The organism is Cellulomonas sp. NTE-D12, from assembly GCF_027923705.1.
Taxonomy (GTDB): domain Bacteria; phylum Actinomycetota; class Actinomycetes; order Actinomycetales; family Cellulomonadaceae; genus Cellulomonas.
In genome coordinates this window covers 1658784-1683918 of record NZ_AP026442.1, presented here as the reverse complement: position 1 = coordinate 1683918, position 25135 = coordinate 1658784, and the positions used below count along the sequence as shown (strand labels likewise).

19 protein-coding genes are annotated in these 25135 nt (G+C 72.4%); 11 read left to right on the top strand and 8 right to left on the bottom strand.

The window, feature by feature from the left end; all coding sequences use genetic code 11:
* Window positions 1-103 precede the first annotated feature (103 nt).
* Window positions 104-805, top strand: a complete 702-nt coding sequence (locus QMF98_RS07755; protein WP_337975402.1) for a helix-turn-helix transcriptional regulator — start codon at window positions 104-106, stop codon at window positions 803-805.
* Window positions 806-852: 47 nt separating this feature from the next.
* Here the strand turns inward: QMF98_RS07755 and QMF98_RS07750 are convergent, their stop codons facing one another.
* Window positions 853-2352: an arylsulfotransferase family protein gene (locus QMF98_RS07750; RefSeq protein ID WP_337975401.1), complete on the bottom strand. Its 1500-nt coding sequence runs from the start codon at window positions 2350-2352 to the stop codon at window positions 853-855.
* Between the two features lie 453 nt (window positions 2353-2805).
* On the opposite strand from QMF98_RS07750, the gene QMF98_RS07745 reads away from it, so the two are divergent.
* The 8 genes from QMF98_RS07745 to cobA are packed head-to-tail and all read left to right on the top strand — an operon-like array spanning window position 2806 to window position 11706.
* Window positions 2806-4539 carry a nitrite/sulfite reductase gene (locus QMF98_RS07745; RefSeq protein ID WP_337975400.1) on the top strand — a complete coding sequence of 578 codons (1734 nt, stop codon included), beginning with the start codon at window positions 2806-2808 and terminating at the stop codon, window positions 4537-4539.
* Complete coding sequence (locus QMF98_RS07740) at window positions 4536-5249, top strand: phosphoadenylyl-sulfate reductase (RefSeq protein ID WP_337975399.1); 714 nt, start codon at window positions 4536-4538, stop codon at window positions 5247-5249. The genes QMF98_RS07745 and QMF98_RS07740 overlap by 4 nt, the downstream gene beginning before the upstream one ends.
* A complete protein-coding gene (cysD, locus tag QMF98_RS07735) occupies window positions 5231-6208 on the top strand; it encodes a sulfate adenylyltransferase subunit CysD (protein WP_490715654.1) in 978 nt (325 codons plus the stop codon). The genes QMF98_RS07740 and cysD overlap by 19 nt, the downstream gene beginning before the upstream one ends.
* Window positions 6208-7515 carry a sulfate adenylyltransferase subunit 1 gene (locus tag QMF98_RS07730; protein ID WP_337975397.1) on the top strand — a complete coding sequence of 436 codons (1308 nt, stop codon included), beginning with the start codon at window positions 6208-6210 and terminating at the stop codon, window positions 7513-7515. The genes cysD and QMF98_RS07730 overlap by 1 nt, the downstream gene beginning before the upstream one ends.
* A gap of 60 nt (window positions 7516-7575) precedes the next feature.
* The gene (locus QMF98_RS07725) at window positions 7576-8703 is read left to right on the top strand and encodes an ABC transporter substrate-binding protein (RefSeq protein ID WP_337975396.1); all 1128 of its coding nucleotides are present in this window, start codon (window positions 7576-7578) and stop codon (window positions 8701-8703) included.
* 3 nt (window positions 8704-8706) lie between these two features.
* Window positions 8707-9486 (top strand): ABC transporter ATP-binding protein, encoded by a 780-nt coding sequence (locus QMF98_RS07720; RefSeq protein WP_337975395.1) that lies wholly within the window; start codon window positions 8707-8709, stop codon window positions 9484-9486.
* Complete coding sequence (locus QMF98_RS07715; RefSeq protein ID WP_337975394.1) at window positions 9476-10393, top strand: ABC transporter permease; 918 nt, start codon at window positions 9476-9478, stop codon at window positions 10391-10393. The genes QMF98_RS07720 and QMF98_RS07715 overlap by 11 nt, the downstream gene beginning before the upstream one ends.
* On the top strand, window positions 10390-11706 hold the full coding sequence (gene cobA / locus QMF98_RS07710) for a uroporphyrinogen-III C-methyltransferase (RefSeq protein WP_337975393.1): 1317 nt from the start codon (window positions 10390-10392) through the stop codon (window positions 11704-11706). Before QMF98_RS07715 ends, cobA begins: the two co-directional genes overlap by 4 nt.
* Before the next feature lie 15 nt (window positions 11707-11721).
* On the opposite strand, the gene QMF98_RS07705 is transcribed toward cobA, so the two are convergent.
* From QMF98_RS07705 to mscL, 3 genes are all read right to left on the bottom strand, one after another.
* Window positions 11722-11892, bottom strand: coding sequence for a hypothetical protein (locus QMF98_RS07705; protein ID WP_337975392.1), 171 nt, complete (start codon window positions 11890-11892; stop codon window positions 11722-11724).
* 3 nt (window positions 11893-11895) lie between these two features.
* Complete coding sequence (locus QMF98_RS07700) at window positions 11896-13365, bottom strand: NAD(P)/FAD-dependent oxidoreductase (RefSeq protein ID WP_337975391.1); 1470 nt, start codon at window positions 13363-13365, stop codon at window positions 11896-11898.
* 228 nt (window positions 13366-13593) lie between these two features.
* Window positions 13594-13977, bottom strand: a complete 384-nt coding sequence (gene mscL / locus QMF98_RS07695; RefSeq protein ID WP_337975390.1) for a large conductance mechanosensitive channel protein MscL — start codon at window positions 13975-13977, stop codon at window positions 13594-13596.
* 351 nt (window positions 13978-14328) lie between these two features.
* Here mscL and QMF98_RS07690 point away from each other — a divergent pair, with 351 nt between their 5' ends.
* Window positions 14329-16617 carry an exo-beta-d-1,3/1,6-glucosidase gene (locus QMF98_RS07690; RefSeq protein ID WP_337975389.1) on the top strand — a complete coding sequence of 763 codons (2289 nt, stop codon included), beginning with the start codon at window positions 14329-14331 and terminating at the stop codon, window positions 16615-16617.
* A 22-nt stretch (window positions 16618-16639) separates the two neighbouring features.
* Here QMF98_RS07690 and QMF98_RS07685 read toward each other — a convergent pair whose 3' ends face one another.
* Entirely contained in the window at window positions 16640-16939 is a 300-nt protein-coding gene (locus QMF98_RS07685) for a GNAT family N-acetyltransferase (RefSeq protein WP_337975388.1), read from the bottom strand.
* 161 nt (window positions 16940-17100) lie between these two features.
* Here QMF98_RS07685 and QMF98_RS07680 point away from each other — a divergent pair, with 161 nt between their 5' ends.
* Window positions 17101-17325 carry a hypothetical protein gene (locus QMF98_RS07680; RefSeq protein ID WP_263730414.1) on the top strand — a complete coding sequence of 75 codons (225 nt, stop codon included), beginning with the start codon at window positions 17101-17103 and terminating at the stop codon, window positions 17323-17325.
* An 86-nt stretch (window positions 17326-17411) separates the two neighbouring features.
* Here QMF98_RS07680 and pyk read toward each other — a convergent pair whose 3' ends face one another.
* From pyk to gltB, 3 genes are all read right to left on the bottom strand, one after another.
* Complete coding sequence (pyk, locus tag QMF98_RS07675) at window positions 17412-18848, bottom strand: pyruvate kinase (protein WP_337975387.1); 1437 nt, start codon at window positions 18846-18848, stop codon at window positions 17412-17414.
* 129 nt (window positions 18849-18977) lie between these two features.
* Entirely contained in the window at window positions 18978-20453 is a 1476-nt protein-coding gene (locus QMF98_RS07670; protein ID WP_337975386.1) for a glutamate synthase subunit beta, read from the bottom strand.
* Window positions 20446-25011, bottom strand: a complete 4566-nt coding sequence (gene gltB / locus QMF98_RS07665; RefSeq protein WP_337975385.1) for a glutamate synthase large subunit — start codon at window positions 25009-25011, stop codon at window positions 20446-20448. The genes QMF98_RS07670 and gltB overlap by 8 nt, the downstream gene beginning before the upstream one ends.
* Between the last annotated feature and the right edge of the window lie 124 nt (window positions 25012-25135).

Here is a 25135-nt window from a genome sequence, read left to right as displayed (position 1 = left end):
CTCGGTCATGGCGGCCTCCTGAGCTCTCTAACGGTGTACCTTGTGGACGTTAGAACGAACCCAGTCTTAGGTCAATGGGACTCTCCGATAGAAAGGGGCTGTTGTGCCGGACGAGCTCGCGGACGACCTCTCGGCGATCGGTGCCCTGGCCGAACCGGCCCGGCGGGCGCTCTACCGCTACGTCGTGTCCGAGCCGCGCGCCGTCAGCCGCGAGCAGGCCGCGACGGCCCTCGGCATGCCGCTGCACTCGGCGAAGTTCCATCTGGACCGCCTGGTCGAGGAGGGCCTGCTCGAGGTCGAGTTCCGCCGACTGTCCGGCAGGTCCGGGCCGGGGGCGGGCAGACCGTCGAAGCTCTACCGCCGCTCCGACCGGGAGGTCTCGGTCTCCCTGCCGGAGCGGCACTACGACCTCGCCGGAGACGTGCTCGCCACGGCCATCGACCGGGCGCTCGGTGACGGGACCCCGATCGGTCAGGCCGTCAGCGAGACCGCAAGAGCGGAGGGGCGACGGCTCGCCGCCGCGTCCACGGTGCAGGGGACGGCCGACGACGGCTCCGGGTTGGAGCGGACGGCGCAGGTGCTGGCCGAGCACGGCTACGAGCCACGCACGGTCGACGGCGACGTGCGCCTGGCGAACTGCCCCTTCGACCGGCTCGCCGCTGAGCACACCGACCTGGTGTGCGCGATGAACCTCGCGCTGATCAACGGCGTCATCGAGGGACTGGGCGTGCCGGCCGTCGGGGCCGAGCTGGCGCCCGCACCGGGCTTCTGCTGCGTTCGGCTGAGCGGCCGGCCTCGCAGCTGAGCCGGCCCGTCGACACGGCCTGGCCCTCTACCCGACGACGACGCCCTCTACCCGACGACGACGCCGCGGAGCACCGTCCCCGCGGCGTCGAGGGCCTGGACCTCCACGTAGCTGCCCGGGTGCTTCAGGGAGATCGCGGTCTCGAACCCCGCTCGTGGCACGGTCGCGGCCGGCGCCGCGTCGGAGGCGTCGTTCCCGGTGAGCACCCGCCACGACGCCACCTGGGTCGCCCCGTTCCAGCTGACGTAGACCGTCCCCGCCGATCCGCTGCGCCGCAGCACGGCATCCGGCGGCGCCGTCGGTGTGCCCGTCCACGGCGCGACGAACGCCCGGTAGCTCGAGCCGGCGGTGAAGGTGGAGTCCGAGAGCAGCTGTCCGGCGCCGGTGTACTCCGAGTAGTACGGCTCCTGGCCCCAGCCGACCACCACGTTGCCGTCCGGCAGCACCTGGACGTCACCCTGCGTGGCCGCCGCCCTGGCCGCGGGCGGCAGGTACTGCACGACGAGCGTCGCCGCCATGGTCGACGTGTCGAGAGACAGCCGCAGACCCCGGGAGGACGTCGGCGGGGCCTCGTTGTCGAAGAGCGTGACGGTGCCGTCGGCCTGCCGCCGCGCGTCGTGCTGCCACGCGAACGCGGCCCCCGGCCCGAAGGTGAAGCTGCTGTGCCGCCCTCCGAGCTGCCACGTGACGGCCCCGGTCCCCCGCGCGACCTCGTACACCGTGTGCGTGTTGCGCGCCGAGATCAGCAGGTGGTCCGGACCGTCCAGCGACACCGAGTTCATGTGCAGGTAGTCGAAGGGGTTCGCCTGCGTGCCCTGACCGGGCGACAGCGGCTGGAAGGTGTCGGAGATCGGCACGTGGTCGAGCGAGCGCCACTCGAACAGGACCCGTCCGGTGGCGATGTCCACCTCCTGGGCGACGCCCTCGAGCACCCAGCCGTCCTTCGGGCCGCCGATGCTGCTCAGGTCGGCGCGGACCTCCGGGTAGGACGTCAGCAGCATCGTTCCCTGCGTCGTGATGGTGGTCTCGTGCATGTCGGCCTGGTGGGCGCCGAGGTCGCCACCCGTGGTGACCGTGGCGACCCGCGTGTACGTCTGGTCCAGGACGACGACGTCCCCGTGGCCGTACGAGGAGGACGCCCCCGCCCAGTAGGTCAGCACGGGCCTGCCCTGGTACGTCTGCTCGCGGAAGTCGAACGTCCCGGTGCTGTTGCCGTCGACCCACACCGGCTGGCCGTGCGCGTCGACGATCAGCTCGCCCTGCATGGCGACGCCCGTGTCCAGGTCCTTCGGGCCGAGGAACACGTCCGCGCTCTCGGCGGCAGGCGCCAGCGCCAGGCCCGCATCGGCGGTGGTGGCTGTGATGACGGGCGGCGTGAGGTCCGGGCGGGACACGAAGTGCCGAGCCGGGGCCTTGGTCACGGCGGACGAGGTAGGCGTCGGGGTGACCGCGGTCGGGTGCTGGACCGCCGGTGCCCATCCGGTCAGCGCCACGGTCAGGAGGGCTGCGAGCAACCAACCGGCACGGGGCGTGATCGAGCGACGCATCGAGGCACCCTCGCACGGGGTCCTGGAGCCCGCCTGTGCGGACGCGGTCCCCTCCCTGTGTCCCGCGGGCCGCGCCGCGAAGCTCGGCCGCACGCGCGGAACGTCCCACTCCGTGGGCACTCATGGACACATCGTGGACACCGCTCCTAGCCTCGGCCCATGACCGGTCGACCCAGCGCGTCCCGCGCCGCCGCCGTGAGCACCTTCGTGCCCACGGCGTGCTGTCGACCGGCGCCGGGCCGCGCTGTCTGCGCTCCTCGGCGCTCGTGTCAGCTCTGTCGCTGACCACCCCCTGACGCGGCCCCTCGTCCGCGTCCTCGGCCAGGACCGCAGCGCCGTCGTGCGCCTGCCGCTGCGCCGCACCAGCCCCTCGCCGGCTGCACCCGCACGCTCGCCCCCGATCCGGTGGACGGGCCACGTGCGCGCTGACCCGCTCGTCACCCGAGGAGATCCATGTCCACCTCGTCCCCCACCAGCACCGTCCGAGCACCCCGCACCGCTCGTCCGGCCCACCAGTCGTCCAAGCCCAACGGGCAGTGGGCGGTCGACGGCCGCGAGCCGCTCAACGGCAACGAGGCGATGAAAGCGCAGGACAACGGCCTCAACGTCCGGGAGCGGATCGAGCAGGTCTACGCGCAGCAGGGCTTCGACTCGATCGCCGACGACGACCTGCACGGGCGTTTCCGCTGGTGGGGGCTGTACACGCAGCGCAAGCCGGGCATCGACGGCGGCCGCACCGCGACGCTGGAACCGCAGGAGCTCGAGGACCGCTACTTCATGCTGCGGGTGCGGGTCGACGGCGGGGCGCTCACCACCGAGCAGCTGCGGACGGTCGGCCGCATCTCCACCGAGTTCGCACGCGGCACGGCCGACATCACCGACCGGCACAACATCCAGCTGCACTGGGTGCAGATCGAGGACGTCCCCGAGATCTGGCGCCGCCTCGAGGCGGTCGGGCTGAGCACCACCGAGGCCTGCGGCGACGTGCCGCGCGTGATCCTCGGCAGCCCCGTCGCCGGCATCGCGGCCGACGAGATCATCGACCCGACCTGGGCGATCAACGAGATCGTCCGCCGATACATCGGCGACCCGGAGCTGTCGAACCTGCCGCGCAAGTACAAGACGGCGCTCACCGGCCACCCGAGCCAGGACGTGGTGCACGAGATCAACGACGTCGCGTTCGTCGGCGTGGTGCACCCCGAACTCGGGCCTGGCTTCGACCTGTGGGTCGGCGGCGGCCTGAGCGTCGCGCCGCGGCTCGGCGAACGGCTCGGCGCGTTCGTCAGCGAGGAGCGCGTGCCCGAGGTGTGGCTCGCCGTCACCCGCCTGTTCCGGGACTACGGCTACCGGCGCCTGCGCAACCGGGCGCGGCTGAAGTTCCTGCTCGCGGACTGGGGGCCCGAGCGCTTCCGCCAGGTCCTGCAGGACGAGTTCCTCGGGTACGCCCTGCCCGACGGTCCGCCCGCCCCTCCGCCGACCCGGTCCGGGGACCACGTGGGCGTCCACGAGCAGAAGGACGGGCGGTTCTACGTCGGCGCGGCGCCGTACGTCGGCCGCGTCTCCGGGCCGTCCCTGCTGGCGATCGCCGACCTGGCGGAGAGCGTCGGCTCGACCCGCTTGCGCCTGACGCCCTTCCAGAAGCTCCTGGTGCTGGACGTGCCGGCCGAGCACGTCGGCACCGTGGTCGACGGGCTGCGCGCCAACGGCCTCGAGGCGGAGCCGAGCCCGTTCCGCCGGTCGACCATCGCGTGCACGGGCATCGAGTTCTGCAAGCTGGCGATCGTCGAGACCAAGGCGGCGGCCGTGCGCGTCGTCGACTCGCTCGAGGAACGGCTCGGGGACCTCGACGCCCTGACCCCGATCGCCCTGCACATCAACGGCTGCCCGAACTCCTGCGCCCGGATCCAGACCGCCGACATCGGCCTGAAGGGTCAGCTGGTGCAGGACGAGGAGGGCCGGCAGGTGCCCGGCTACCAGGTTCACCTCGGGGGCGGCCTGGCGTCCGCGGACCGCGAGGAGCCGGGGCTCGGCCGCACCGTGCGGGGCCTCAAGGTGACCGTCGACGGTGTCGCCGAGTACGTCGAGCGCGTGGTCCGGCGGTACGTCGCCGACCGCACCGAGGGTCCCGACCGGCCCGAGACCTTCGCGGAGTGGGCCCACCGCGCCGACGAGGAGGCACTGCAGTGACCGCACCGACCCGCACCCGCCGCACCGACGACGAGCTCCGCGCGGTGGTCGAGGAGGCCGCGCCCCGGCTGGCCGAGGCGCCCGCCACGGAGGTCGCCGCCTGGGCCGCGCAGGAGTTCGGCCCGCTGCTCGCGGTGGCGTGCTCGATGGCCGACGCCGTCCTCCCCCACCTGGTCGCACAGGCGGCGCCGGGCGTGGACGTGCTGTTCCTCGAGACCGGCTACCACTTCCCCGAGACCCTGCAGACGCGGCAGGTGGTGGCCGAACGGCTGCCGGTGCGCGTCATCGACGTGCTGCCCAGGCAGACCGTCGCGGAGCAGGACGCCGCGCACGGCAAGGACCTGTTCGCCCGGGACCCGGCGGCGTGCTGCCGGCTGCGCAAGATGGAGCCGCTCGCCGAGCAGCTCGCCGGTTACGAGGCCTGGGTGACCGGCGTGCGCCGCGAGGAGGCCCCGACCAGGACGAGCACGCCGATCGTCGCCTGGGACGCCGCACACGGGCTGGTGAAGATCAACCCCCTGGCGGCCTGGACGTTCGACGAGCTCCTGACCTACGCGTGGGCCAACGAGGTGCCCCTCAACCCCCTGCTGAGCGACGGCTACCCGTCGATCGGCTGCCAGCCGTGCACCGCCCGGGTCGCCCCGGGCGACGACCCCCGATCCGGCCGCTGGGCCGGCCTCGCCAAGACCGAATGCGGGATCCACCGATGAGCACCACGACCACGGCCACGGCCGCACCGGCCGGCCGCCGGACCGGCGAGCAGGCGCTGCCGCCGCGCCGGCTGACCCAGCTGCAGACCCTCGAGAGCGAGTCGGTCCACATCTTCCGCGAGGTCGCCGCCGAGTTCGAGCGCCCCGTGCTGCTGTTCAGCGGCGGCAAGGACTCCGTGGTGATGCTGCACCTGGCGCTGAAGGCGTTCTGGCCGGCACCCGTGCCGTTCCCCGTGCTGCACGTGGACACCGGGCACAACTTCCCCGAGGTGCTGGCGTACCGGGAAGCGACGGTCGACCGCCTCGGCCTGCGTCTGGAGGTCGCCCGGGTGCAGGACTACCTGGACGACGGCCGGCTGCGGGAGCGCACCGACGGCACCCGCAACCCGCTGCAGACGCTCCCCTTGCTCGACGCGATCCGCGACCACCGATTCGACGCCGTCTTCGGCGGCGGCCGGCGGGACGAGGAGAAGGCACGGGCCAAGGAGCGGATCTACAGCCTCCGGGACGAGTTCGGCCAGTGGGACCCGCGCAACCAGCGACCCGAGCTGTGGAACCTGTACAACGGCCGCCACGCACCCGGTGAGCACGTCCGGGTGTTCCCGCTCAGCAACTGGACCGAGCTGGACATCTGGCGCTACATCGCGGCCGAGCGCATCGAGCTACCGGCCCTGTACTACGCGCACGACCGCGAGGTGTTCCGGCGCGACGGCATGTGGATCGCCGTCGGTCCGCACACCCAGCCCCGGGAGGACGAGCCCGTCACCGTCCGGAGGGTCCGCTACCGGACCGTCGGCGACATGTCCTGCACCGGCGCGGTGGAGAGCGACGCGACCGACGTGCAGGACGTGGTCGACGAGGTCGCCGCCACGCGGCTGACCGAACGAGGCGCGACCCGCGCCGACGACCGCCTGTCGGAGGCCGCCATGGAGGATCGCAAGAAGGAGGGGTACTTCTGATGGCGACGCTGCTGCGCCTGGCCACCGCCGGATCCGTGGACGACGGCAAGTCGACCCTGGTCGGCCGGCTGCTCTACGACTCCAAGTCCGTGCTGACCGACCAGCTCGACGCCGTCGCACGCGTCAGCCGCGACCGCGGGCTCGAGGCGACCGACCTCGCGCTGCTGACCGACGGCCTGCGTGCCGAGCGCGAGCAGGGCATCACCATCGACGTGGCGTACCGCTACTTCGCCACCGCCCGCCGGTCGTTCATCCTGGCCGACTGCCCGGGTCACGTGCAGTACACCCGCAACACGGTCACGGGTGCGAGCACGGCCGACGTCGTCGTCCTGCTCGTCGACGCCCGCAAGGGCCTGCTCGAGCAGACCCGCCGGCACCTCGCCGTCGCGTCCCTGCTGAGGGTGCCGCACGTCGTCGTCGCGGTGAACAAGATCGACCTGGTCGGCTTCGACGAGGCGGTGTTCGCCGACGTCTCGGCGCAGGTGCAGGCCGCCGCGGCCGATCTCGGCCTCGACGACGTCCGCACCCTGCCGGTGTCCGCCCTGGACGGCGACAACGTCGTCGACCGGTCGGCGCGCACCCCCTGGTACACCGGACCGAGCCTGCTCGAGCTGCTCGAGGAGCTGCCTGCCGGCGTCGATCCGGTGACGGAGGCCTTCCGCTTCCCCGTCCAGGTGGTGCTGCGCCCGCAGGACGCGGCGCGCGACCCCCTGCTGCGGGACTACCGCGGGTACGCCGGTCAGATCGCCGCCGGCGTGGTGGCGGTCGGCGACCCCGTCGTCGCGCTGCCGTCCGGTCGCACCAGCACCGTGCAGGGCATCGACACCGCGGACGGTCCCCTCGAGGTCGCCTTCGCGCCTCAGTCGGTCACGCTGCGCCTGGCAGACGACCTCGACATCGCCCGCGGTGACCTGCTCGCCGCCGCGGTGGACGCACCGACCACGACGCAGGACCTGCAGGCGACCGTCTGCTGGCTGTCGGACCGGCCGCTCCGGCCGGGTGCGCGCGTGCTGGTCAAGCACACCACCAGAACCGTGCAGGCCGTGGTGCGCGAGGTGGACGGACGACTCGACCTCGACACCGCGCAGGTCGAGCCGGCCGATTCGCTGGAGCTGAACGACATCGGCCAGGTGCGGCTGCGCCTCGCCTCGCCGGTCGCCGCCGAGGAGTACGTCGTGGCGCGCCGCACGGGGGCGTTCCTGCTGGTCGACGCGCACGACGGCATGACGCTCGCCGCCGGGATGGTCGGTGACCCGCTGAGCGCGGCGCGGTGTCCGGGCGCACGGCCCGTCCAGTACGCGATCTGATCCGGACGCGATCTGAGGCGGGTCCCTGCTGCCCGAGCACACCCACCGAGAGGCACCTCCATGTCCCGCACCACCGTCCCCACCGGGCGCGCGATGCAGCGCAGATCGTCACGGCCCCGGCTGCGCCGCCTCCTGACCGGTGCTGCCGTCACGGTCGTTGCCGCGACGCTCGCCGCCTGCAGCCCCGCCGTCGGCGCCGCGACGCCGGCGCAGACCGGCCCGGTCGGCGAGCTGCGCCTCGGCTACTTCGCCAACGTCACCCACGCCCCCGCGCTCGTCGGCGTCGGGCGCGGCCTGTTCGCCGCCCGCCTGAAGGCAGCCGGCACCCCGACCCTGACCACCCAGGTGTTCAACGCCGGTCCCGCCGCGATCGAGGCGCTCAACGCCGGCGCGGTGGACGCCGCCTTCGTCGGGCCGAACCCGGCGATCAACGGTTTCATCCAGTCCGGCGGAGACGCGCTGCGCATCGTCGCCGGCAGCACGTCGGGAGGCGCCCAGCTGGTCGTCCGCACGGGGATCACCTCGGCGCACGACCTGGTGGGCACCGACCTCGCCACGCCGCAGCTCGGCGGCACGCAGGACGTCGCGCTGCGGTCCTGGCTGCACGACCAGGGGCTCCGCAGCCCCCTCAGCGGCGGCGGAGACGTGACGATCACACCCACGGACAACGCGCAGACGTTCCAGCTGTTCACCGACCACCGGATCGACGGGGCGTGGCTGCCGGAGCCGTGGGCGTCCCGGCTGGTGCTCGAGGGCGGCGCCCACGTGCTGGTCGACGAGAAGGACCTGTGGCCGGGCGGCAGCTTCGTCACCACGCACCTCATCGTGTCGCGCCGCTACCTGGCCGCCCACCCGGACACGGTCCGCGCGCTGCTGCAGGGCCTGCAGGACTCGGTCGACTGGTTGCACGCCAACCCTGGTTCCGCAGCCAGCGCCGTCAACGCCCAGCTCGTCGCCACCGGCGGCAAGCCCCTGTCGGACAAGGTGCTGGCACGCGCGTTCGCCGAGACCGCCTTCTCCACCGATCCGCTCGCCGCGACGCTCAAGACGTCGCTCGCGCACGCCGTCGCGGCAGGCACCGCGCACCCGGCCTCGATCGACGGCATCTACGACCTGCGCCTGCTCAACGAGCTGCGCAGGCAGTCCGGCACCGCACCGGTGTCCGCCGCGGGCCTCGGGAAGGACTGACCCATGACCTCGACCGCCACCTCCCAGGACGCGCGTCCCGTCCGTGCGGACGCCCTTCGCGTCGAGGGCGTCAGCAAGCAGTTCGCCGCGAACGGCGCACCCGTGCTGGACGGTATCGACCTCACCCTGCGTCCGGGCGAGTTCGTCTGCCTGCTCGGGGCCTCGGGCTGCGGCAAGTCGACGCTGCTGTCGATCCTCGCCGGCCTCGAGCGGCCGACGGCCGGCACGGTGCACGTGCCGGGTGGCAGCGCCGCCCTGATGTTCCAGGAACCCGCGCTGCTCCCGTGGCTCACCGCCACCCGCAACATCGAGCTCGCCCTGCGGCTGAACGGCGTTCCCGCCGCCCAGCGGTCGGCCCGCGCGGCGGAACTGCTCGAGCTGGTGCACCTCGCCGGTGCCGGCACCAAGCGGGTGCACGAGCTGTCGGGGGGCATGCGCCAGCGGGTCGCACTGGCGCGGGCGCTGGCCCAGGACCGCCCGGTGCTGCTGATGGACGAGCCGTTCGCCGCACTCGACGCGATCACCCGCGACCTGCTGCACGACGAGCTCGAGCGCATCTGGCAGCGGACGGGCCGGACGGTCGTCTTCGTCACCCACAACGTCCGCGAGGCGGTTCGCCTCGGGCAGCGGGTGCTGCTGATGTCGAGCCGCCCCGGGCGCATCGTGCGCGAGTGGACCGTCGACATCGAGGGTCATCGGCGCATCGAGGCGCCCCAGGTCGCCGCCCTCGCGGTCGAGATCACCGACCACCTGCGCAAGGAGATCCGCCGCCATGCCGTCTGACAGCACCGTCCGGACGGTGCTCCCCGCACCAGCCACCGAGACCTCCGACGTGGACCGCCGGCTCGAGGCCGGGCTCGACGCGCTGCAGACGGTGGACCAGGACCGCGCCGGTCGCGTCCGCCGTCGGCTGACCGGGGCGTGGCCGCCGGCCCTCGCGCTGCTGCTGCTCCTCGCCGGCTGGCAGGGCTTCGTGGCGCTCGGGCTCAAGCCTCGGTACGTGGTGCCGAGACCTGCCGACGTCGCGGGCACGCTCCTGGGCCTGTGGCACGCGGGTGACGCGCAGACCGCCCTGCTGACCAGCCTGGGACGCGGCCTCGCCGGTTTCGTCGTCGCGGTGGCTATCGCCACCCCCGTCGGGCTGCTGGTCGCCCGGGTGCGCTGGTTGCGGGTGTCTCTGGGCCCGCTGATCTCGGGACTTCAGGTGCTGCCGTCCGTCGCCTGGGTACCCGCCGCGATCATCTGGTTCGGGCTGTCCGACGCCACGGTGTACTTCGTCGTGCTGATGGGTGCCGTGCCCTCGATCGTCAACGGCCTCGTCTCGGGGGTCGACCAGGTCCCGCCGCTGTTCCGACGGGTGGGGCGCGTGCTCGGGGCCGGCCCGTGGGAGCAGGTCCGCTATATCCTGCTGCCGGCGGCGCTGCCCGGGTACGTCGCGGGCCTCCGGCAGGGCTGGGCGTTCTCGTGGCGCTCCCTCATGGCGGCCGAGATCATCGCGGTCGGCGGCAAGATCGGCTTCGGGCTCGGCTCCCTCCTGGAGCAGGGGCGCGAGCTGAGCGACATGACGACCGTGATCGCGGCGATCGTGCTGATCCTCGTGGTGGGCGTCACCGTCGAGCTCGCGTTCTTCGCCCCCGTCGAGCGCGGCCTGCTGCGCCGGCGCGGGCTGTCGGCGGAGACCGCACGGTGACGGAGCTCCCGCAGTACCCGCTCACCCTGTCCGTGGCGGGACGCCGCGTGCTGGTGGTCGGCGGTGGACCGGTCGCCGCGCGGCGCGCGCGCACCCTGGTCGACGCCGGTGCCGCCGTCCACGTCGTCGCGCCGCAGGCGGACCCCTCGTTGCAGAAGCTCGCCGCCGAGGGCACCATCACCTGGTCGGGCCGCCGCTACCAGACCGGTGACCTGGACGGCGCGTGGCTGGTCCACACCGCGACGGGAGACGCGGATGTCGACCGGCAGGTGCTCGCCGATGCCGACGCTGCCCGGGTCTGGTGCGTGCACGCCGGCGATGCGGCGCAGGCGACGGCCTGGGTGCCGGCGGTCGCCACGGTGGACGACGTCGTGGTCGCGGTGAACGCCGGCGGCGACCCGCGGCGCGCGAGCGGGTTGCGGGACGCCATCGGCGCGCTCCTGAAGACAGGCTCTCTGCCGCTGCGCAGGCGACGCCGCACCACACCCGGCGCGAGCCAGGCCCCGAACGCCGTGGGCTCGGTCGCCCTCGTCGGGGGCGGCCCGGGCGACCCCGGTCTTCTCACGGTACGCGGGCGACGGCTGCTCGCCGAGGCGGACGTCGTGGTCGTCGACCGGCTCGCCCCGCACGCCGTCCTGGCCGAGCTCGACCCGGACGTGCTGGTGGTCGACGTCGGCAAGACCCCAGGCCATCACGCCGTGCCGCAGGACCAGATCAACCACCTTCTCGTCGAGCACGCCCTGGCCGGTCGGCGGGTCGTCCGCCTCAAGGGCGGCGACCCCTACGTCTTCGGTCGTGGCTCCGAGGAGGCTGAGGTCTGCCGGCACGCCGGCGTGCCGGTGGAGGTGGTGCCCGGCGTCACCAGCGCCGTGGCGGTCCCGGCCGTCGCGGGCATCCCGGTCACCCACCGCGGCGTGGCGACCGGCTTCACGGTGGTGACCGGGCACGACGACATCGCCGCCGTCCCCGCGGCACGCGACCACACGGTCGTCCTCCTCATGGCGGTGGCCGGCCTCGGCAGGGCCTGCCAGGCGCTGCGGGCCGCGGGCCGCCCCGACGACACGCCCGTCGGGATCGTCGAGGACGGTTTCGGTCCGGGTGAGCGCACGACGGTCGGGACCCTCGCGACGATCGCCGACCTGGCAGCACGGGTCGGGGTGCGATCGCCCGCGGTCACGGTCGTCGGCGACGTCGTCCGGCTCTCCCCTGCCTGGAGGAACACCGAGCGGCGGCCGCCGAGCCCGGGCACGCGGGCACCGCGGTCGCGCACGACCGACCGCGCGTCGACCCCGCCGGACGGCGCGCCCGCCTGAACGGCGGCCGTCAGCTCAGTGGCTCCCCCGCAGCACCATCCGCATGATGCGCGCGTTGAACACCACGAACCGCGTGAGCTGATAGGGCACGTTGCGTCGACGCCGGAGCGTGCCCGCGGTGGGTAACGGTGCTGTGGTCAGGTCCACGACCGGCTGGTCGCCGGGCAGGGGGTTGAGGCTCGTCATCTCTCACTCCGGGATCAGGAACCAGCCAGGACGACCCTTGGCCTTGTAGATGAACAGGAAGTGCAGCATCAGCTTCACCCAGTGCCCGCTGAGCCCGATCTCGCCACGGGTGTCGGTGAGCACCCGGCCCGTCGGGTAGCGGTCGTAGTCGGGCACGATCGGCATCATCGTCATGGCCGCGGCGGAACCGGTGCGCAGGTCGGACCCTGCGGACGCCACGCACGCTGCGCCCATGCTCGCCATCGACGCCCGGTGCGGCCGGGCGGCCGGGCCCTGGTGGATGCGGTCGACGATCGTCATCGCGACGTTGCGGCCCATCACGCCTGACGGCATGCCGGTCCGCGGGGGCGACGGGGCGATCACGGTTCCGTTCACGCTCTTCCGGGGTCGTGAGATCGGGTGCGGCGGCGCGAACGCGATACCGACGGCGAAGACATTCCGGTACCCCGGCACCTCGTACGTCGAGGGCCAGTCGGCCGCCCTCCACTCCTCGTAGGGCCGGGCGGTGTAGTCGGCGTCGACCTTCATGAAACCGCTCGGCGCGAACAGCTCCGCGGTGATGTCCTGCCCCTCCCGGTCGTAGGCCGCCAGGCCCACCCCACCGAACGGCGGCAGCAGCATCGCGAAGTCGAAGCCCAGTGTGTGGTGGCTCCCGTCGAGGGTCTCGTAGTGCACCAGGCCCTCCTCCACCCGCTCCACGTGCGCCCCGAGGATCGGCCTGACGTCACGCTCCCGGAACAGCGACGACGTCCACAGCTCGCTGGAGGTCTGGAAGCCCTTGTCCTCGAACGTCATGCCGTCGACGCCGAAGTCGCCGAGGTGAGCCTCGTTGGTCAGGTAGTACAGCGTCGCGCGGTCCCGGACACCGGCGTCCCGGAGCACGTGGTCCACGTTGAACACGTACTCGAAGGCGGCACCCTCGCAGGTGCACGTGCCGTGCCCCATCCCGACGACCAACGTCTGCCGCTCGCCGGCTCGCAGACGCTGCACCACCGCGTCGAGGAGCCGCGCAGCCTCGGCGGCGTGGTCGGCGGTGCAGACGGAGACGCTGTGACCCTCCGGTCCCAGCCCCTCGGTCGCCTCGAACCGCAGCCGGGGCCCGGTGGCGTTGATCAGGTAGTCGTAGCGAAGCCGCTGCTCCTCGCCCACTCGGCCCTGGCCCGTGTAGACGACGTCGACCGCACCGCGCGGGTCGTCGTCGTCACCCAGCGGTCGGATCGCCACCGCCCGCGCCTGCCGGAACTCGATCCCCTTGCGGCGGTAGACGGGTTCGAGCGGGAACACCACCTGCTCCTTGCGCATCTTCCCCACCCCGACCCAGATGTTGGACGGGATCCAGTTCCAGCGGGAGTTCGGGGAGACGACGGTGATGGTGTGGGCGCTGCCGGCACCGGTCCGGCCCAGCTGTCGAGCGAGGTGCAGCGCGGCGGTGTGCCCGGAGACCCCGGCGCCGAGTACGACGATGTCGGCCATGACGACCCTTTCGAGGCGGGACTGACGCTCACGGACACCCGTGCGAGCGTCGGTCCGCCGAGGCGGTCCCGCCGCTGCGCGGGCCACACCTCGAAACTAGTCCCGATGGCGTCCGGCGGGACCGTGCCGAGCCGGTCGATGCCTCGACGGCCGGTCCCTCGGGAGGCCGACCGGGACGCGGTGCGCCAACCGCAGCGCGGTCGGCGCACCGCGCCGCTGAGCGACCCCCTACACGCGCGCCGGACCCTCACCGCCGCGCACGAGCGCGTCGCGGATCTCCCGCAGCAGCAACGTGTCCTCGTCGGGCGACGCGTCGACCTCCTCGTTGCGGACGAACCGCCGCTTGGCCGCCTCGTACGGCTTGACGATGAAGAAGTAGACGACGAACGCCAGGATCAGGAACGCGACCAGTGCGGTGAGGAAGGGCCCCACCGACACCAGTCCGCCCGGCTTCCACTGGTCGAAGTTCGGCGCACCGCCGGCCTTCGCCAGCAGCTCGATGATCACCTTGGTGAAGGCGGTCACCACGGCGCCGAACGCCGCGCCGATGATGAAGGCGACGGCGAGCTCGACGAGGTTGCCCCTCATGACGAAGTCCTTGAAGCCCTTCATGGCTGCTGCTCCCTTGTCTGGTGTGGCGTTGTCCCCCGGGCCGCCTCTACCGGTCAGCCTCGGGGTTGATGCTTCACCCGTTGCCGCAGGTCCCGCCACCGTTGCAGGCGCATCCAGCCGGACCAGGGTCATCCGCTCGGCGCCCGAACGTCCGGGCCGGTGTCCGGCAGCCGTCGGGTGGCGAGGGCGGCACGCATCCGGTGAGGCACCCGTTCTCGACGGCCTCTGCCTCGCCCTGACCGCCGCGCGGGAGCGCTTCCACGTCGCGCCGCGAGACCGCTAGAGTGGCCGCCGACCACCCTCGAATCGATTCGAGATGGCGTCGCGCAGCAGAAGAGAGGACCCGTCGTCGTGACCGCGCTCCTGCCCTACCAGGACCCCAGCCTGGAAGTCCCCGCCCGGGTGGCCGACCTGCTCGCCCGGATGACGCTGCCCGAGAAGGTCGGGCAGATGCTGCAGCTCAACGCCAAGGACGGCGTCGAGCCGCTCGTCAGGGACTTCCACGTCGGCTCGATCCTGCACGCCTCCCCCGACAACGTGCTGCAGGCCCACGACCTCACCGACGGGACGCGGCTGCGCATCCCGCTCCTGGTCGCCGAGGACTGCATCCACGGGCACTCGTTCTTCGAGGGCGCGACGATCTTCCCCACCCAGCTCGGCATGGCGGCCACCTGGGACCCCGACCTCCTCGAGCGAGCGGCGCGAGCGACGGCCGTGGAGGTCGCCGCCACCGGCATCCACTGGACGTTCTCCCCGGTGCTGTGCATCGCGCGGGACCTGCGCTGGGGTCGCGTCGACGAGACGTTCGGCGAGGACCCCTTCCTCATCGGCGAGCTCGCCTCGGCCATGGTCCGCGGCTACCAGGGCGACGGCCTCACCGACCCGACCGCGATCCTCGCCACCGCCAAGCACTTCGCCGGCTACTCGGAGACGCAGGGCGGGCGGGACGCCAGCGAGGCCGACATCTCCCGCCGCAAGCTGCGGTCCTGGTTCCTGCCGCCGTTCGAACGCGTGGCACGTGAGGGTTGCCGCACGTTCATGCTCGGCTACCAGTCCACCGACGGCGTCCCGATCACCGTCAACCACTGGCTGCTGGACGAGGTCCTCCGCGGCGAGTGGGGGTACACGGGCACGCTGGTCACCGACTGGGACAACGTCGGCCGCATGGTGTGGGAGCAGCGGATCGAGCCGGACCACACCCACGCCGCGGCCAGGGCGGTCCGGGCGGGCAACGACATGGTGATGACGACGCCGCAGTTCTTCGCCGGCGCCCAGGACGCGGTGGCCCGAGGCCTGCTCGCCGAGAGCGAGATCGATGCAGCGGTCGGTCGCATCCTCACGCTGAAGTTCGAGCTCGGCCTCTTCGAGGACCCGCGCCGCCCCGAGCCCGCACGCCAGCGCGCCGTCGTGGGTGCACCCGAGCACGCCGCCGTCAACCTCGAGACGGCCCGCCGGTCGCTGGTGCTGCTCCGCAACGACGGCACGCTGCCGCTGGCCGGTGGGTTCACCGCCGACGCGACCGGACGCGCCGCGGACCCCACCGACCGCCCGTACCGCGTCGCGGTCGTGGGCCCCAACGCCGACGACCAGCACGCGCAGCTCGGCGACTGGGCCGGGGCGTCCGGCCAGGCGGACTGGCTGCCCGACGGCCACCCGCGGCACCTGACGACCACGGTGCTCGACGGCCTGCGCGCGCACGCGCCGGGCAGCTGGACCGTGACGCACGCCCGGGGTGCGGACGTCGTCACCGTCGGCCCGGACCCGGAGGGTGCCTTCTTCCCCGACGGTCAGCCGCGTCCGGCGGTCGCGGTGCCCTGCCCGCCCGACGACACGCTGATCGCCGAGGCGGTCCAGGCGGCCCGAGACGCCGACGTGGTCGTCGCCGTGGTCGGCGACCGGATCGAGCTGGTCGGCGAGGGCCGCTCCACGGCCACCCTCGAGCTGGTCGGCGGGCAGATCGCCCTGCTCGACGCCCTCGCGGCGACGGGCACACCGATGGTCGTCGTCCTCGTCGCCTCGAAGCCGCTGGTCCTGCCGCCGTCCGCCCTGGAGGCCGCCGGGCTCGTGTGGGCGGCCAACCCCGGCATGCGCGGCGGACGGGCGATCGCCGAGCTGCTGCTCGGCCTGGTGGAGCCGAGCGGCCGGCTGCCGATCTCGTTCGCCCGGCACGTCGGCCAGCAACCCACGTACTACAACCAGCTGCCCGGCCAGCACGGCACGCGGTACGCCGACCTGACCCAGGACCCCGCCTTCACGTTCGGCGAGGGCCTCAGCTACACGAGCGTGGCGTACGACGACCTCGTCGTCTCCACGCCCGTGGTCGGCCGGGACGACGCCGTGCGAGCGCGCGTCACCGTCACGAACACCGGGGGCCGCCCCGTCCTCGAGACCGTCCAGGTCTACCTGCACGACGTCGTCACGTCGGTGACCTGGGCACAGAAGGAGCTCAAGGCCTACCGGCAGGTGGCGCTGGCACCCGGTGAGCGACGGGTCGTCGAGCTCGAGCTGCCCGTACGGGACTGCACGTTGGTCGACGCGGACGCGACGCGGGTCGTCGAGCCCGGCGAGTTCGAGCTGCTCGTCGGCCCGTCCTCACGGGACCGCGACCTGCTGCACGCCACGTTCGCCGTCCGGGACTGACGGGCGACGCCGCGCCCCGAGGTCATCGCACCGGGCCCGAGGGCTGCACCAGGTCCACGTACTCGCGATGCCGGTCGATCCACGCCTTGACGAAGGGGCATGCCGGAACCACCCGCCGTCCCGAGGCCCGGGCATCGTCCAGGGCACGGCGGGCCAGGGTCGACCCCACACCGGTGCCCTCGGCCCGCGGCTCCACCTCGGTGTGGGTGAAGGTGATCACGTCACCGTCCCGCTCGTACAGGAGCACCCCGACGACCGTCTCTCCCTGCCGCGCCTCGTACCGCTGATCCGCCATCGCGTCTCGCACGTCGATGTCGTTCACCCGCGCTCTCCCGTCCGATCGTCGCCGCTCATGCCGAGATCCTGTCGGCGCGCAGGCTGTGCGGCGACCCGACCACCGCCGTGCCGGCCGTCCACCGGACCAGGGCCCTAAGTCTCAGCCCCGCCCGTCAGGGGGCCCTAACGTCGTCCCATCCACTGGCCGTGCAGGTCAGACGTCTCGACGGCAAGGAGGCCGGCGCGATGAAGGTCAAGGCGTACCACTCGGCACACCCGTCCGACCCCCAGGTCTTCCACGACGACGACGAGTGCCCTGCGGGTCGCGAGATCCCCTGGTGGAACAAGCAGCTGGGCACGGACGAACGTCCGCGCTGCGAGTACTGCGTGTCGATCGACGCCCACCGCCCGGTCGCCCTCAGCGGGCGCTGAACCAGAAGAGCTCGCCGCACGAGCCCCGTCCGGGGCCGCGCGGCGAGCTCTTCTGGTTGCTGCGGGGGCGTCGAGCGACGCCGACGTCACAGGACGCGCAGGCGCTCCGGCTCCTCGCCACCGATGCGGTGCACCACCACGGAGTTGGTGGACCCCGTCACGCCGACCGGGGTACCCGCCACGACCACGACCACGTCGCCGATCTCGGCCAGGCCCTGGGCGCGCAACGTCTGGTCCACCTGGTAGACCATCACGTCCGTGCTCTCGACCTTCGGCACGAGATACGTCTGCACGCCCCAGCTGAGCGACAGCACGTTCCGGACCGCCTCCAGCGGGGTGAACGCGAGCAGCGGGATCGCCGACCGCAGGCGCGACATCCGACGTGCGGAGTCACCGGACTGCGTGAACGTGACCAGGTACTTCACCCCGAGCGCGTCGCCCACCTCGGCGGCCGCACGCGTGATGGCACCACCACGGGTCTGCGGGGTCGAGCCGAGCGGTGCGATGCGCTCGCGACCCAGCTCCTCGGTCACCTCGATGATGCGGGCCATGGTGCGGACCGCCTCGATCGGGTAGTCGCCGACGCTCGTCTCGCCGGACAGCATCACCGCGTCGGCACCGTCGAGGACCGCGTTGGCGCAGTCGGAGGCCTCGGCACGGGTCGGCCGGGGGCTGGTGATCATCGACTCGAGCACCTGCGTGGCGACGATGACCGGCTTGGCGTTGCGGCGGGCCAGCTCGACGGCCCGCTTCTGGACCAGCGGCACCTGCTCGAGCGGCAGCTCGACGCCGAGGTCGCCGCGGGCGACCATGATGCCGTCGAACGTCTGCACGATCTCGTTGAGGTTCTCGACGGCCTGCGGCTTCTCGATCTTGGCGATGACCGGGACGACCCGGCCCTCCTCCTCCATGATCCGGCGCACGTCGTCGTAGTCACGCGCGTTGCGGACGAACGAGAGGGCGATGAGGTCGGCACCGACGCGGACGGCCCAGCGCAGGTCTTCCTCGTCCTTGTCGCTCAGCGCGGGGACGGACACCGCGACGCCCGGCAGGTTGAGGCCCTTGTTGTTGGACACCGGGCCCGGCACCTCGACGCGCGTGACCACACGGGGGCCGTCCACCTCGGTGACGCGGACCAGCACCTTGCCGTCGTCGATGAGGATCGGGTCGCCCGGCTTCACGTCGCCCGGCAGGCCCTTGAAGGTGGTGGACACGAGGTCCTTGGTGCCCTCGACGTCCTCGGTGGTGATGGTGAAGACGTCACCGACCTCGAGGAAGTGCTTCCCCTCGATGAACCGGCCGAGGCGGATCTTGGGGCCCTGCAGGTCGACCAGGACGGCGACGGAGCGGCCCGACGCCTTCGCCGCGGCGCGCACGTTGTTGTAGACGCGCTGGTGCACCTCGGTCTCACCGTGGCTGCGGTTCAGTCGCGCCACGTCCATACCTGCGTCGACCAGTGCCTGGATCTGCTCGGGCGACTCCGTCGCGGGGCCGATGGTGCAGACGATCTTCGCTCTACGCATGGTTCGAGCCTATTCCCTCTCGGTTTTCGGGCCGCAGCCGAACGTCCTGGCCCCGCCTCGTGGGCAGGGGTTATCCGCGGTCACGGGTGTGATGTGTCACGTGCTGGTCGTGCGGCGTTCGTCTGCTGGTCAGGGACGCAGCGCCTGGGTGCTGGCATCGATCGGTGCTGGCAGCTCCGACAGGCCGTTGAGGTAGGCGTCGACCGAGGCCGCCGCGGCTCGACCCTCGGCGATCGCCCACACCACGAGCGACTGACCACGGCCGGCGTCGCCCGCGACGAACACGCCCGGCAGCCCGACGGCGAAGTCGGCCGAGCGCTGGATGGTGGACCGCCGGGTCACCCGGACGCCGATCTGGTCGACCAGCGCACTCGTCTCGGGACCGGAGAAGCCCATGCAGATCAGCACCAGGTCCGCCGGCACGTCCTGCTCCGTACCCGGGGTCGGGGCCCGGGTCCCGTCCGGCAGGTACTCGGTGCGCGCCAGGCGCAGGTGACGGACGGCGCCGGCGTCGTCGCCCTCGCCGCCGATGAAGGCGACGGTCGACGCGAGGTACGCGCGCTCGCCACCCTCCTCGTGCGAGGACGACACCTCGAACAGCACGGGGTCGGTCGGCCACGGCTGGTCCGCGGTCCGGTGCGACGGCGGGCGCTTGCCGATCGCGAGCGTCGTGACGGAGGCGGCACCCTGCCGCAGCGCCGTACCCAGGCAGTCGGAGCCGGTGTCGCCGCCGCCGATGATCACCACGTGCTTGCCCTCGGCGGTGATCTGGTCCGGCACGGTCCCACCCGCGGCCACGACGTTGGCCTGGTGCAGGTAGTCCATCGCGACGTGGATGCCGTCGAGCTCACGGCCCGGCAGCGGCAGGTCGCGGGGCACCGTCGCACCCGTGGCCACGACCACCGCGTCGTACCGGGCCCGCAGGTCGTCCCAGGTGATGTCGCGACCGATCTCGACGTTGGGCCGGAAGCGGGTGCCCTCCGCCGTCATCTGCGTGAGCCGGCGGTCGATGTGGCGCTTCTCGAGCTTGAAGTCCGGCACCCCGTAGCGCAGCAGGCCGCCGATCGCGTCGTCACGCTCGTACACCGCTACCGTGTGGCCGGCACGCGTCAGCTGCTGGGCCGCGGCGAGGCCGGCCGGCCCGGAGCCGACCACCGCGACCGTGTGACCGGTGAGGCGCTGCGGCACCTGCGGGGTGACGTACCCGCGCTCGAACGCCTCGTCGATGATCGACACCTCGACGTTCTTGATGGTGACCGGCGGCTGGCTGATGCCGAGCACGCAGGACGACTCGCAGGGCGCCGGGCAGATGCGGCCGGTGAACTCCGGGAAGTTGTTCGTCGCGTGCAGGCGCTCGATCGCGTCCGCCCACTGCCCGCGCCAGACCAGGTCGTTCCACTCGGGGATCAGGTTCCCCAGCGGGCAGCCGTTGTGGCAGAACGGGATGCCGCAGTCCATGCAGCGACCCGCCTGGGCGCGCAGGAACGGCTGACCCTCCGGCAGCTGCTCGTGGACGTCCTTCCAGTCCTGGATGCGGACCTCGACCGGCCGGTTCGGCGGCAGCTGGCGGTCGCGCACCTTGAGGAAGCCGCGCGGGTCAGCCATGCGCCACCTCCAGGATCCGCTCCCACACACCCGGCGCCGTGGGGTCGAGCCCTTCGGCGGCGGCCTTGGACAGGGCTTCGCGGACGCGTGCGTACTCGGTCGGCAGCAGTCGGGTGAACCGTGCGCGCACCGCCTCGGGGTCCTCGAGCAGCTGCGCCGCCACGGGCGAACCGGTCTCGTCGAGGTGCCGGCGCAGCAGGCCCGTGACCAGCACGACGTCCGCGTCGTCCAGCGGCTGGAGCGCGAGCTCACCGCTGGCGACCGCCTGCGTGTTGACCAGCGCCGGCTGCAGGTCCAGGACGTACGCCGTGCCGCCCGACATGCCGGCCGCGAGGTTGCGCCCCGTCGGACCGAGCACGACGACGGTTCCGCCCGTCATGTACTCGCAGGCGTGGTCGCCCACCCCTTCGACGACGAGCGTCGCGCCGGAGTTGCGCACACCGAAGCGCTCCCCCACCAGCCCGCGCAGGAAGGCCTCGCCCGACGTCGCGCCGTACCCGATGACGTTGCCGGCGACGACGTTGTTCCGGCCAGACAGCACCGAGCTGCGGTGCGGCCGGACGACGAGGCGACCGCCCGACAGGCCCTTCCCGACGTAGTCGTTCGCGTCGCCGAACAGGCGCAGGGTCACGCCCTTGGGCAGGAACGCGCCGAAGGACTGACCGGCCGACCCGGTCAGCGTCACGTCGATCGTGTCGTCCGGCAGGCCGGCACCGCTGTACCGCCGGGTCACCTCGTGACCGAGCAGCGTGCCGACGGTGCGGTTGACGTTGCGGACGGGCAGGGCGATGCGGACGGGCTCACCGTGGTCGAGGGCCTCGGCTGCCATCGCGATCAGCTGGTTGTCCAGCGCCCGCTCCAGGCCGTGGTCCTGGTCCTTGACGTGGTGCAGCGAGGAACCCGGCTTCGGCTCCGGCACCGCCAGCACCGGGCCGAGGTCCAGCCCGGCGGCCTTCCAGTGGTCGACCGCCGCCGCGGTGTCGAGCAGCTCGACGTGGCCCACCGCCTCCTCGATCGACCGGAAGCCGATCGACGCGAGGTGCTCGCGCACCTCCTGGGCGATGTACTCGAAGAAGGTCTCGACGAACTCGGGCTTGCCCGTGAACCGGGCCCGCAGCTCGGGGTTCTGCGTGGCGACGCCGACCGGGCAGGTGTCGAGGTGGCAGACCCGCATCATGACGCAGCCCGAGACGACCAGCGGCGCGGTGGCGAAACCGAACTCCTCGGCACCGAGCAGGGCGCCGATCACCACGTCGCGACCCGTCTTCAGCTGACCGTCCACCTGGACGACGACGCGGTCGCGCAGGTCGTTCAGCACCAGCGTCTGCTGGGTCTCCGCCAGGCCGATCTCCCACGGGGTACCCGCGTGCTTGAGCGACGTCAGCGGGCTCGCACCCGTGCCGCCGTCGTGACCGGAGATGAGCACCACGTCCGCGTGCGCCTTCGCGCACCCGGCCGCGACCGTGCCGACACCGAACTCGCTGACGAGCTTGGTGTGAACGCGGGCCTTCGGGTTGGCGTTCTTCAGGTCGTGGATCAGCTGCTTGAGATCCTCGATCGAGTAGATGTCGTGGTGCGGGGGAGGCGAGATCAGGCCGACGCCGGGTGTCGAGTGCCGCGTCTGGGCGACCCACGGGTAGACCTTGTGGCCCGGCAGCTGACCACCCTCACCGGGCTTGGCGCCCTGGGCGAGCTTGATCTGCAGGTCGTCGGCGAAGGTCAGGTACTCGCTCGTCACGCCGAACCGGCCGGACGCGACCTGCTTGATCCGGGAGCGGCGCTCCGGGTCGTGCAGACGCTCCGGGTCCTCGCCACCCTCGCCCGTGTTGGAGCGGGCGCCGAGGTGATTCATCGCCACGGCGAGGGTCTCGTGCGCCTCTGCCGAGATGGAGCCGTAGGACATCGCTCCGGTCGAGAACCGCTTGATGATCGACTCGACGGACTCGACCTCGTCGATCGGCACCGGCTGGCGCACGCCGTCCTTGAACCGCAGGAGGCCGCGCAGCGTCATCAGCCGCGATGACTGGTCGTCGACCCGCTGGGTGTACTGACGGAACACGTCGTACTGACGCGTACGCGTCGAGTGCTGCAGGCGGAACACCGTCTCGGGGTCGAACAGGTGCTCCTCACCACCGCGGCGCCACTGGTACTCGCCACCCACCGCCAGGGACTGGTGCGGCTGCCGGTTGCCCGACGCCGGGTAGGCGTCGGCGTGCCGCGCAGCGACCTCCGCCGCGATCACGTCGAGCCCGACGCCGTCCAGCCGGCTGGTCGTGCCGGTGAAGTACCGCTCGACCAGCGCGTGGGACAGGCCGATCGCCTCGAACACCTGCGCGCCGCGGTAGGACGCCATCGTGGAGATGCCCATCTTGGACATCACCTTCAGCACGCCCTTGCCCAGCGCCTTGATCAGGTTGGCGACGGCCTTCTCCGGGGCGACGCCCGGCAGGTAGCCGCGGCGCGCCATGTCCTCGACGGTCTCCATCGCGAGGTACGGGTTCACCGCAGCGGCGCCGTACCCGATCAGCAGCGCCACGTGGTGCACCTCGCGGACGTCACCGGCCTCGACGACCAGCGAGATCTGCGTGCGGGTGTGCCGGCGCAGCGTGTGGTGGTGCACCGCCGAGAGGAGCAGGAGCGAGGGGATCGGCGCGTGGTCCGCGTCCGAGTTGCGGTCGGACAGCACGAGGAAGCTCACGCCGTCGGCGATCGCCGCGTCGACCTCGGCGAAGATCTCCTCCAGCCGCGCCTGCAGCGCGGCACCGCCGCCGTCGACCCGGTACAGGCCGCGGATCGTCGTGGCCCGGAAGCCGAGGTCCGGCTGCCGTGCGACGTGCACGATCTTGGCGAGCTGGTCGTTGTCGATCACGGGGAACGGCAGCACCAGCTTGCGCGCGTGCTCCGGTCCGTCGGTCAGCAGGTTCGGCTCCGGACCGATGGCCCCACCGATGGCCGTGACCAGCTCCTCGCGGATCGCGTCCAGCGGCGGGTTGGTCACCTGGGCGAACATCTGCGTGAAGTAGTCGAACAGCAGCCGCGGACGGGACGACAGCACCGCGACCGGCGTGTCAGACCCCATCGCCCCGAGCGGCTCGGCGGCGTTGGTGCCCATCGGCGCCAGGATGATCTTCAGCTCTTCCTCGGTGTACCCGAAGGTCCGCTGCCGACGCCGCACGGAGGCGGTCGAGTGGGCAACGTGCTCGCGCTCCGGCAGCTGCTCGAGGTGGACCGCGTTGTCCCGCATCCACTCGGCGTAGGGCCGCTGGGCCGCCAGCTCGCCCTTGATCACCTCGTCCGCCACGATCCGGCCACGGCGGGTGTCGACCAGGAACATCTTCCCGGGCTCGAGACGCCCCTTGGCGACGACCGTCGCAGGGTCGAGGTCGAGCACGCCGGCCTCGCTGGCGCACACGACCAGACCGTCCTCCGTGACCCAGTACCGCCCGGGACGCAGACCGTTGCGGTCCTGCATGGACCCGATGAGCGTGCCGTCGGTGAAGGTCATCGCCGCCGGGCCGTCCCACGGCTCGATCAGCGTGGAGTGGTAGGCGTAGAACGCCCGCCGCTCAGGATCCATCTGGGCGTGGTTCTCCCACGCCTCCGGGATCATCATCATCATCGCGTGCGGCAGGGACCGTCCGGCGAGGTGCAGCAGCTCCAGCACCTCGTCGAAGCTGCCGGAGTCGGAACCACCGGGCGTGCACACCGGCAGCAGCGGCGCGAGGTCGCCCAGCAGGTCGCTGTGCATCATCCCCTCGCGGGCGGCCACCCAGTTCCGGTTGCCGCGCACCGTGTTGATCTCACCGTTGTGGGCGATCATCCGGAACGGCTGCGCGAGCTCCCAGGACGGGAACGTGTTGGTGGAGAAGCGCGAGTGGACGAGCACGATCTCCGAGGCGTACCGCGGGTCCGACAGGTCCGCGAAGAACGGCTCCAGCTGCCCGGTGGTCAGCATGCCCTTGTACGTCAGCGTGCGGGCGGACAGCGAGGCGAAGTAGAGACCGGCCTCGCGCTCGGCACGCCGGCGCAGGCGGAACGTGCGGCGGTCGAGGTCGATCCCGGAGAGCTCACGCGCGGGGTCCGCGACGACGAGCTGACGGAACACGGGCATCGAGGCACGCGCCGTGGGGCCGACGAGGTCGGCGGTGACCACGATGTCGCGCCACGCGAGCACGTCGAGCTTCTCCTCCGCCGCGATCGACTCCACCGCTGCGACGACACGCTCGCGCTCGTCGGCGTCGACGGGCAGGAACGCGAGACCGATCGCGTAGTGACCGGCCGGCGGCAGCTCGGCGTCCACCACGTCCCGCAGGAACGCGTCGGGGATCTGCGTGAGGATGCCCGCGCCGTCGCCGCTGTCCTCCTCGGCGCCTACCGCACCGCGGTGGTCGAGGTTGAGCAGCGCGGTGAGCCCGGCGTCGACGATGTCGCGCCCCGGCGTGCCGCGCAGCGTGGCGACGAACGCGAACCCGCAGGCGTCGCGCTCGGCGTCGGGGTCGTACAGCCCGTGGGCCAGGGGCGCCCGCAGGCTCCCTGGGGTCACGTGCGATGTCGACATCAAACCGTCCTCACAAGGTCGCACGTACAGCTGGTGCGTGTGGGACGTCGTTGGCCCGCATGCGTGGGGTGACACTACCAACCGGTCGTACCGGGGCCGCATCGCACACCAAGGCGTGGTCCCA